Source organism: Limnospira sp. PMC 1279.21 (genome assembly GCF_032349615.1).
Lineage (GTDB): Bacteria > Cyanobacteriota > Cyanobacteriia > Cyanobacteriales > Microcoleaceae > Limnospira > Limnospira fusiformis.
Map to the genome: position 1 here is coordinate 79,829 of NZ_JARPLU010000001.1, position 7,758 is coordinate 87,586.

Here is a 7,758-nt window from a genome sequence, read left to right on the forward strand (position 1 = left end):
CCGGTTTCTTTGAGAAACCGGGTTTCTTAGCCGATAAGGTTTCTCAGCCGATAATTATTATAGATGGGTTTCTCCCCCAGATTTCCAGAAACCCGGTTTCTTTGAGAAACCGGGTTTCTTAGCCGATAAGGTTTCTCAGCCGATAATAATTATCAATTACCCAATCAAAACTCAATATCGGGGGAATTTTGCGATCGCCATAAAGCCCTAACTAATTGAATTTCCCCATAACTGTAGGCTTTTCCTAGATGTTCATAAATTGTTGTTAGGTGTTCATCTCCCAAAATAGCGATCGCTTCTAAAATCACCTGTTGTCGTTCAGGAGATACCAATGTATTAATATCGATATCGCCATAATTGTTAGCAATTAAATCCGCCAAATGACCATAAATCGTAGTAGATTTTAAGCCTCTCTGATAAGCGATCTCTTCCACATTTAAACCCTGCTTAAATAACTCCCAGGTTTGCAGAACAGTAGGGGAGACATGATACCACTTAGAGATAGATGATGATGAAACAGCAGGTAATGGCGGTTTAGTAGGCTTGAGGGGAATACCTTGTTCCAGACAATATTGATGGATAGCATTTAAGAACTGCTGACCATAATGTTGAACCTTATAAGCAGTCACCCCAGAAAGTCTCAAGAGATCCTGTTTAGTTTGGGGACGTTCTCGCGCCATTAACCCCAAAGTCGAATCGGAAAAAATCTTATAGGGAGCAATATCATTTTGGTCAGCCAGTTGTTTACGAACTTGACGGAGATGCTCTAATAACATTTTAACATCCGCCGCCATAGACCAAGTTTTTTGTGGAAGTTGGCGATCGCGTACCACCGCAATTTTGACTTCCCGCTGTCTTTTCATCACCTCCCAACTGAGGTTATTTAACTTCAAAATAGAATAGCCATCATTAGTCTGGTTTAACAGTCCTTGATGCAAAAGCGATCGCGCCAACATTTTCCACTCATCAACAGTCCGGTCTCGTCCTATATTATAGGTGGAAAGTTTATCATGTCCCCTACTCAAAACCTTTTGATTTTTAGCACCCCGCAACACATCAATAATATAACTCATCCCAAACCTTTCCCGACACCGCGCCACACAGGATAGAAACTTCATTGCTTCCACTGTCCAATCTTCCATAGGTCGTTGATGGCAACAATTATCACAGGTGCCACAATTACCGGGAAATTCCTCTCCAAAATAGCGCAGTTGAATGCGGTGCCGACACTCGGTAGACTCAGCATAATCAATTACCTGTCGCAACTGTTGGCGCGCAATTCTTTGTTCATCAACATCAGGCTTTTGCTCAATCAAATATTCAATGGTTTTCATATCCCCATAACTAAAAAATAGCAGACATTGAGCCGGTTGCCCATCCCGTCCAGCACGTCCTGACTCTTGGTAATAGTTTTCCAAACTTTTCGGTAAATCGTAGTGTATAACGAACCGGACATCTGGCTTATCTATACCCATACCGAAGGCGATAGTAGCCACGATAATTCGGACATCATCTCGGATAAAACGGGTATGACTTTCTAGGCGATCGCTATCCGCCATTCCCGCATGATAGGGGAGGGCTTGGATATTATGATGTTGTAATTTTAATGCGACTTCTTCCACCCTTTTCCGACTGGAACAGTAAATAATTCCTGAACCCGACATAGATTCAATTACTTTTAATAGTTGAGTGAACCGTTTTTTCGGTTGTTTAGGGATTACCTGATAGTAGAGATTAGAACGGTAGAAACTGGCGACGTGAACATAAGGTTGTTTGAGGACAATTTGTTTAATTATATCAAATCTGACCCGTTCCGTAGCCGTAGCCGTGAGAGCGATCGCTGGAACGTGGGGATAACGCGATCGCACCTGTTGAATTTGTCGATATTCTGGTCGAAAATCGTGACCCCAATCTGAGACACAATGAGCTTCATCAATTACCAGAGTTGATATGCCAAATGCCGCCTCAAGGCGGTCTAAAAACTCTAAAAACTGAGGAGATAGTAACCTTTCCGGTGCTACATAAAGCAGCTTAATTTGACCTTGTAGAATAGCTGACTCTCGCTGACGCGCTTCGTGAATATCTACCGTACTATTCAGAAATGTCGCCCCAATACCATTATCTTTTAGCGCTTCTACCTGGTCTTGCATTAAAGCGATTAAAGGCGAAACCACCAATGTCAGACCGGGTTTCAAGAGAGCGGGAAGTTGAAAGCACAGGGATTTTCCACCCCCTGTAGGCATAATCGCGAGTACATCCCGCTTTTGCAGCACTTGTTCTATAATCTCCTGTTGTCCTGGTCTAAAGCTGTCATAGCCAAAATACTGTTTAAGGCATTGTTGGAGGGATTGAGGTTGCGCTAGAGGTGGCGGAAAACTTGACATAACTTCACTGATTCCATTGACTGCTAAGGTGGACTTATGCGGTGGGTTACGGATAATCCCTTAGTTTATCTCATTTTATGATCAGTTCCAGTTGATCATAGGCTGGCGCTTAATTCCAGCCCCCTATTGAGAAACCCGGTTTCTTATGATTTATGATTAATTATAAGGTAGAATAGCATCATCCAAATTAACCCGTTTTAAAATAGCGCCGTTCAGGTTAGCGCCTCGCAAATTCGCACCGCGTAAATCAACTGAGTGTAAAATAGCGCCATTCAGGTTAGCGCCTCGCAAATTCGCACCTCTTGCGTCGATGTTTTCCCAAACAGATTTTCTGAGATTAGCGAATCGAAAATCAGCCCCCATTAATTGGGAATTAGTGAACTTAACCCCCCAGAAATAAGACCCATTTAAATGGCTATTAACTAAGTTAGTACCATAAAAATAGGCTTGATAGCCGATCGCATTTATCAAAACCGCCTCATGGAAATTAGCGTGACTCAAATTAGCCTGATTCAAATTAACCGCCGCTAAATTCGCCTGGGTAAAATTCCCCCGTCTTAGGTTTGCGCCATTCAAATTAATCCGACGGGCGATCGCCTCTCGAAATTCCACCCCAATTAAATTAGCATTTCCCAAATCCGCATCAGTCAAATTCCCATCAGATAAATTAGCCCCCAGTAAAACCGCCCCCATTAAATTAGCCCCTTGCAAATCACCACCTTCCAGGTTGGCACCTGCTAAATCAGCCCCCATTAAATTAGCCAACCTCAATTTAGCACCCCTTAAATTAGCGCCCTGAAGATTAGCCCCCTCTAAATTCACCCCTTCCAGGTGAAAACCAGAGAAATTAGCCTCTTGTAAATCCGGTGCGATCGCCGCATTTTCGCGCCGCCAAAACTCCCATTTCACCACACCCCGCCTCAAGATTGCCAATTGTTCAATATTAGCCATAATAACCCCCCTATTCCTCACTCCTTACCTTCCGCAAATAAGGTATCGCGACCATAAATATTAGCGATCGCATTTAAAGCCGCCGCCGACCCAGCCAAAATATCCTGTTCATTTCCACCCAGATACAAACGTCCAAAACTCCCCACCGCTTGCACCTGTAAAATATTAATCAAAGCCGCCTTTTCCGCCTCATTCGCAGCCAAAGCAGCATAAGCCGCTGGTTGCACCTCTAAAACATATAAAGTTTGTTTAGCCAGCAACAACTGTCCCCGGCGAGTCCGATTAATCAATTGTGCCTGGTGAGGGTCAATATTGCGAATAATTTGACTAGAGACCACACGCGGCTTGAGGCGATCGCTTTCTTGTAGCCCCAAAGCATCCAAAATCGCCCTACCCGCCGTTAACGTATCTCCCTGGCGGCTAGAGTGAATTTCCAACACACCATACAACCTTTCCACAAACTGAACACCAGGACGGACAGCCGTAGACTTTAAAGCCACATCAGTAATGCGGTTAATCTCAATTCCCGGTGAAATTTCAATCCACAGGGACGCATCCCCAGGTAACGGCAAAAACCCCAACGATACCGTCCCAATATAGGCAGCGTGTTGGGGCTGTAAATTGTCCAGATAAACATAACTTCGCAGTTCTACACCCAAAGTCAAACCTCTTTCCGAGTTCCTCCCCACATCAAGAACAGGAAAACCCCCTGATGTGAAGATGCCAAGCCTAACCATTGTACCCCTTAGCGTCACACAAAAGTTAGGCTCTCAACTACCTACCTGACAACATCCATACTGCTAATCAGCAATTCCTGGCGGGTTTTTCCACAGGGTTCAATGCTTTCGCAATCATTAACATTTTGCAGTGAATATTTTAGGGAAACCCGACGATTGATGAATTGATTAGCCTTAGCACAAATATCGAAAGTTGCGCCTAACTGGTGTTCCTGGTTCATCTGATCTTTCAGGGTCACATAGCACATAATGTCCCCCTGAACGATATTAGTAACTTGCCCCATTTGCGGTTGCTCATTGCTGGCCTGTCGTGCTATATATGCTTGTAATTCAGCCGTGCGATTGGTGGTCATCTTAGTAAGACAGTTGGTGAACAGCAGACCCTCTAAAGTCCCCCCCAACGCTTCCGCCGATTCAAATCTACAATTCGTGTCGCGGAATTGAATCCAGGCGCGTTGTGCTGCAATCAGGCGCTGTCTTTCCTCGCCTTGCACTTTCGGGAGCAGTTGTTGGTAAACTTCATTCAGTTTGCGATCGGCTACTCGATAATCATCATCAGCACATTTTTTCATTTCCATCATTGAACCCTTAGGGTTACACTGTATCCCTTGGGCTACATGAGTTTCCGCCACTTCTGAGTTAGTAGCGCCAGGGAAAGCCAGGAAAGCAGCAAAGATAGCCGTAGCAATTTTGTCAAGCATAGTGGGTAGGTGCTAGTGAATTGGTGAACTTGTATGTATGTAAACTATCCTTTCTGACTACAGATATCAGCTTGAAAAGTGCCACCTTCTTAACTGGTGGCGTTTTTCCTGACCTTTCCCGCTTCTTGGCGCTGAAATTCTCTCTGTAGTCATAACAACTTCTGAAACTGCCACATCGGTGGTAGGAATTATCTATAATCAATGCCCCTCACCCGATCATACCTGATATGCTATCTTAGCTGTCAACGTGCTTTCTACTTGCTCCATCGATCTCCACGATATGAATATATGTAAAGTTTTGCCTCAAAAATTGCTCACCCTGATTTCTGGTAGTTTGTTTCTCTTGGTTATCGGCTGCGATATTGTACCCAGTGCTAGGGTTGAACCCATAGACCCAGAGAAACTCACCGCTTTAACCAAACCCCCCAAACCCTATACCCAGTCAGCTTTATTAATTGCCGTTGGCGATATTATGATGCACGGACCACAAATTAGGTCCGGTTATAATCCCAGCACAAACACTTATAATTATGACCCTTTTTTTACAGAAGTTAGCGACATTCTCCAAACCGGAGATTGGGTAATTGGGAACTTAGAAACTACCCTAGCAGGTTCAGCAACCGGATATACAGGTTATCCCTTATTTAATGCACCGGATACCCTCGCAGATGCCCTGAAAAATGCCGGATTTAATATTTTAACCACAGCTAACAATCACTCCCTAGACCGTCGCGAAGCTGGTTTATTAAAAACTCTGGAAAATGTCAGAAGTAGAGGTTTGGTTCCCGTCGGTACAGCCGCCTCCCAGGAGGAAGCAGACACCATTACTGTGATTGAAAAGAATGATATATCAATGGCGTTTTTTGCCTATACCTACGGCACTAATGGCATTCCTATCCCTAGGGGAAAGGATTATTTAGTTAACTTAATTGATGAAGCGAAAATCATCCAAGATATTCAGAAAGCGCGAGAATTAGGAGTTGATATAGTTACTGTGGCTTTGCATTTTGGCACGGAATATCAACGCCAGCCGAATGCTGAACAAAAACGACTGGTCGCCAGTTTGGTTAATGCGGGTGCGGATATTATTTTAGGTAGTCATCCCCATGTGGTTCAACCCTATCAAATTTTTGATATCACCGAGGAAGATGGTACTATCCGCCAAGCTGTGGCTATTTACTCAATGGGGAATTTCATTTCTAATCAGCGGGGGAATTATCGGGATGTGGGAGTTATTTTTAAGGTGAGAATTAACAAGAATTTTCCTGATGAAACTATAGAAATTGCTGAGGTGATAGCTTTACCCACTTGGGTGCATCGATACTCACTTCATGGCAAACTCAATTATCGTGTTTTGCCTTTAGAATCATTGTTAAATAGTCAGGATAACCCCCTACTAACTAGCCGTGATTATTCTCAACTAGCCAGATATTTAGAGGAAATGAATCGCCATCTTACCTCCTTACTGCCGACATCTTCTCTGGTGGGTCAGAACCGGTAAATCACGATAATCACGGGATAACTGACTATCAAAACTTAGCGCGAATGGTAAAAGAATAATCGCCGCCTGGTTCAAGTTTATAGTCCCACTTTTCCAGAAATCGCCCTAGGGGTTCTTGGATTAAAGCGCGACCCTGGGAGGGTCGAATAACTAAACTTTTACGTTGTCTAAATCGCCATTGAAATTGCCATACATAGTCCCCGGCGCTGACATCTCCTTCGAGAATACCAGACTGCCAGGACTGACGGGTAATGCGGATATGGGCATTGGTTTCGGGTAAAGGACCTCTAGCATGAGTCACTGGCAACCTCCTGGGATAATGCAGGAAATTCAGATTCTGGACATTAGTCAACACTGCGACTATTGTAAAGGCTCATAGCTTTTTCTACTCCATCTTCTAGGGCTAATTCTATGGCTTCTAATACCTGTTGTAACAGTTTATCCATAGTCTGGCGCTCATTAGGGGGAAATTTACCCAGGACGTGGGAGATGGTTTCTCGGTCGTGGTTAAGGACTGCGGCTTGGGGTTTATCAATTCCCAGGCGCAGGCGAGGGAAATTTTGAGTCCCTAAATGAGCGATCGCCGATTTCATGCCATTATGTCCCCCAGCGGAACCGGACAGCCGCAGGCGCAGCCGTCCTACTGGTAAATCCATGTCATCATAAATCACTAACACGGATTCCGGGGGGAGTTTGTACCAGTCCACCACAGACCGAATAGCTTGACCTGACCGATTCATGTAGGTTAAGGGTTTCAGGAGATACAGCTTGTCATGCGATCGCATCTTAGCCTCACCAAATACCCCCTGAAACCGACGGTTTTCCGACAGGGTAGCCCCCCACTTGTCAGCCAAAAAATCGACGGCTTCAAAGCCAATATTGTGGCGGGTACGGTCATATTTTGACCCCGGATTACCTAAACCTACAATTAATTGTGGTATTAAAGCCATTGCAGAGGACAAAATTGCTGCTAAGAATTATCACTTTCGGAGTTAGTATTTTGGGGGCGAGTAGCAGCTTGGATCTGTTCTGCTTCTCGATTAAACTCGGTCTTAAATTCCTGGGAGGCTTCTTGAAACTTGCGGATCGCCTCTCCTAAACTGCGACCCATTTCGGGTAATTTTTTCGGACCAAAAATCAAAAGTGCTAATACCAGGATGACTGCCATCTCTGGTAAACCCATGCCAAAAATATTCATTTAATGTCTCCAGTAGTTGGGAAGTCGCCTAGGGTATAGGGCTAAAAATATGGCGATCGCCAGTGAAATATGATTCCCAGGGAGAGTCGCCCTAAGCCATGAGACCAACCAGACCCGAAATCCATAGCGATCGCCAATTGATCCAGTTCATAGATTGGCGCCTGATACATTTACGCGACATTTATCCGGTTGTTCCCGGACAATGCGACGATAGCACTATTACCCGTTAAAGTAACAGAGGCGGTATCCCGCAAAGCTTTTAGAAAGATTCCAAAAGCACCGTTCC

The 7,758-nt window shown here is 44.5% G+C and carries 9 protein-coding genes and 1 pseudogene; 1 reads left to right on the plus strand and 9 read right to left on the minus strand.

Translation table 11 applies throughout. The features are described from left to right. Nucleotides 1-164 precede the first annotated feature (164 nt). From recQ to P5683_RS00335, 4 genes are all read right to left on the minus strand, one after another. On the minus strand, nt 165-2,384 hold the full coding sequence (gene recQ, locus P5683_RS00320; RefSeq protein ID WP_315638904.1) for a DNA helicase RecQ: 2,220 nt from the start codon (nt 2,382-2,384) through the stop codon (nt 165-167). Between the two features lie 156 nt (nt 2,385-2,540). Then, entirely contained in the window at nt 2,541-3,335 is a 795-nt protein-coding gene (locus P5683_RS00325) for a pentapeptide repeat-containing protein (RefSeq protein ID WP_315638906.1), read from the minus strand. Nucleotides 3,336-3,352: 17 nt separating this feature from the next. Beyond that, nucleotides 3,353-3,994, minus strand: coding sequence for a hypothetical protein (locus P5683_RS00330; protein ID WP_315638908.1), 642 nt, complete (start codon nt 3,992-3,994; stop codon nt 3,353-3,355). Between the two features lie 119 nt (nt 3,995-4,113). Then, nucleotides 4,114-4,773 (minus strand): lysozyme inhibitor LprI family protein, encoded by a 660-nt coding sequence (locus P5683_RS00335; RefSeq protein ID WP_315638910.1) that lies wholly within the window; start codon nt 4,771-4,773, stop codon nt 4,114-4,116. A 280-nt stretch (nt 4,774-5,053) separates the two neighbouring features. Between P5683_RS00335 and P5683_RS00340 the strand changes: the two genes are divergently transcribed. Beyond that, on the plus strand, nt 5,054-6,274 hold the full coding sequence (locus P5683_RS00340; RefSeq protein ID WP_315638912.1) for a CapA family protein: 1,221 nt from the start codon (nt 5,054-5,056) through the stop codon (nt 6,272-6,274). 28 nt (nt 6,275-6,302) lie between these two features. Here P5683_RS00340 and P5683_RS00345 read toward each other — a convergent pair whose 3' ends face one another. The 5 genes and pseudogenes from P5683_RS00345 to P5683_RS00365 form a co-directional block, all read right to left on the minus strand. Then, nucleotides 6,303-6,575, minus strand: a complete 273-nt coding sequence (locus tag P5683_RS00345; RefSeq protein WP_006670369.1) for a DUF3146 family protein — start codon at nt 6,573-6,575, stop codon at nt 6,303-6,305. A 43-nt stretch (nt 6,576-6,618) separates the two neighbouring features. Then, complete coding sequence (gene pth / locus P5683_RS00350) at nt 6,619-7,224, minus strand: aminoacyl-tRNA hydrolase (protein WP_006624572.1); 606 nt, start codon at nt 7,222-7,224, stop codon at nt 6,619-6,621. Nucleotides 7,225-7,244: 20 nt separating this feature from the next. Continuing rightward, nucleotides 7,245-7,472 carry a TatA/E family twin arginine-targeting protein translocase gene (locus P5683_RS00355; RefSeq protein WP_006618394.1) on the minus strand — a complete coding sequence of 76 codons (228 nt, stop codon included), beginning with the start codon at nt 7,470-7,472 and terminating at the stop codon, nt 7,245-7,247. 41 nt (nt 7,473-7,513) lie between these two features. Then, the gene (locus tag P5683_RS00360) at nt 7,514-7,642 is read right to left on the minus strand and encodes a hypothetical protein (protein ID WP_006624571.1); all 129 of its coding nucleotides are present in this window, start codon (nt 7,640-7,642) and stop codon (nt 7,514-7,516) included. Then, nucleotides 7,643-7,758 (minus strand): annotated as a pseudogene (locus P5683_RS00365) (transposase); the annotation flags it as partial. It abuts the gene before it with no gap.

Excerpts from the sequence above, each read along its gene's own strand:
- recQ (WP_315638904.1), bottom strand. The coding sequence starts at position 2,384 with ATGTCAAGTTTTCCGCCACCTCTAGCGCAACCTCAATCCCTCCAACAA.
- P5683_RS00325 (WP_315638906.1), bottom strand. The coding sequence starts at position 3,335 with ATGGCTAATATTGAACAATTGGCAATCTTGAGGCGGGGTGTGGTGAAA.
- P5683_RS00335 (WP_315638910.1), bottom strand. The coding sequence starts at position 4,773 with ATGCTTGACAAAATTGCTACGGCTATCTTTGCTGCTTTCCTGGCTTTC.
- P5683_RS00340 (WP_315638912.1), top strand. The coding sequence starts at position 5,054 with ATGAATATATGTAAAGTTTTGCCTCAAAAATTGCTCACCCTGATTTCT.
- pth (WP_006624572.1), bottom strand. The coding sequence starts at position 7,224 with ATGGCTTTAATACCACAATTAATTGTAGGTTTAGGTAATCCGGGGTCA.
- P5683_RS00355 (WP_006618394.1), bottom strand. The coding sequence starts at position 7,472 with ATGAATATTTTTGGCATGGGTTTACCAGAGATGGCAGTCATCCTGGTA.
- P5683_RS00360 (WP_006624571.1), bottom strand. The coding sequence starts at position 7,642 with ATGTATCAGGCGCCAATCTATGAACTGGATCAATTGGCGATCGCTATG.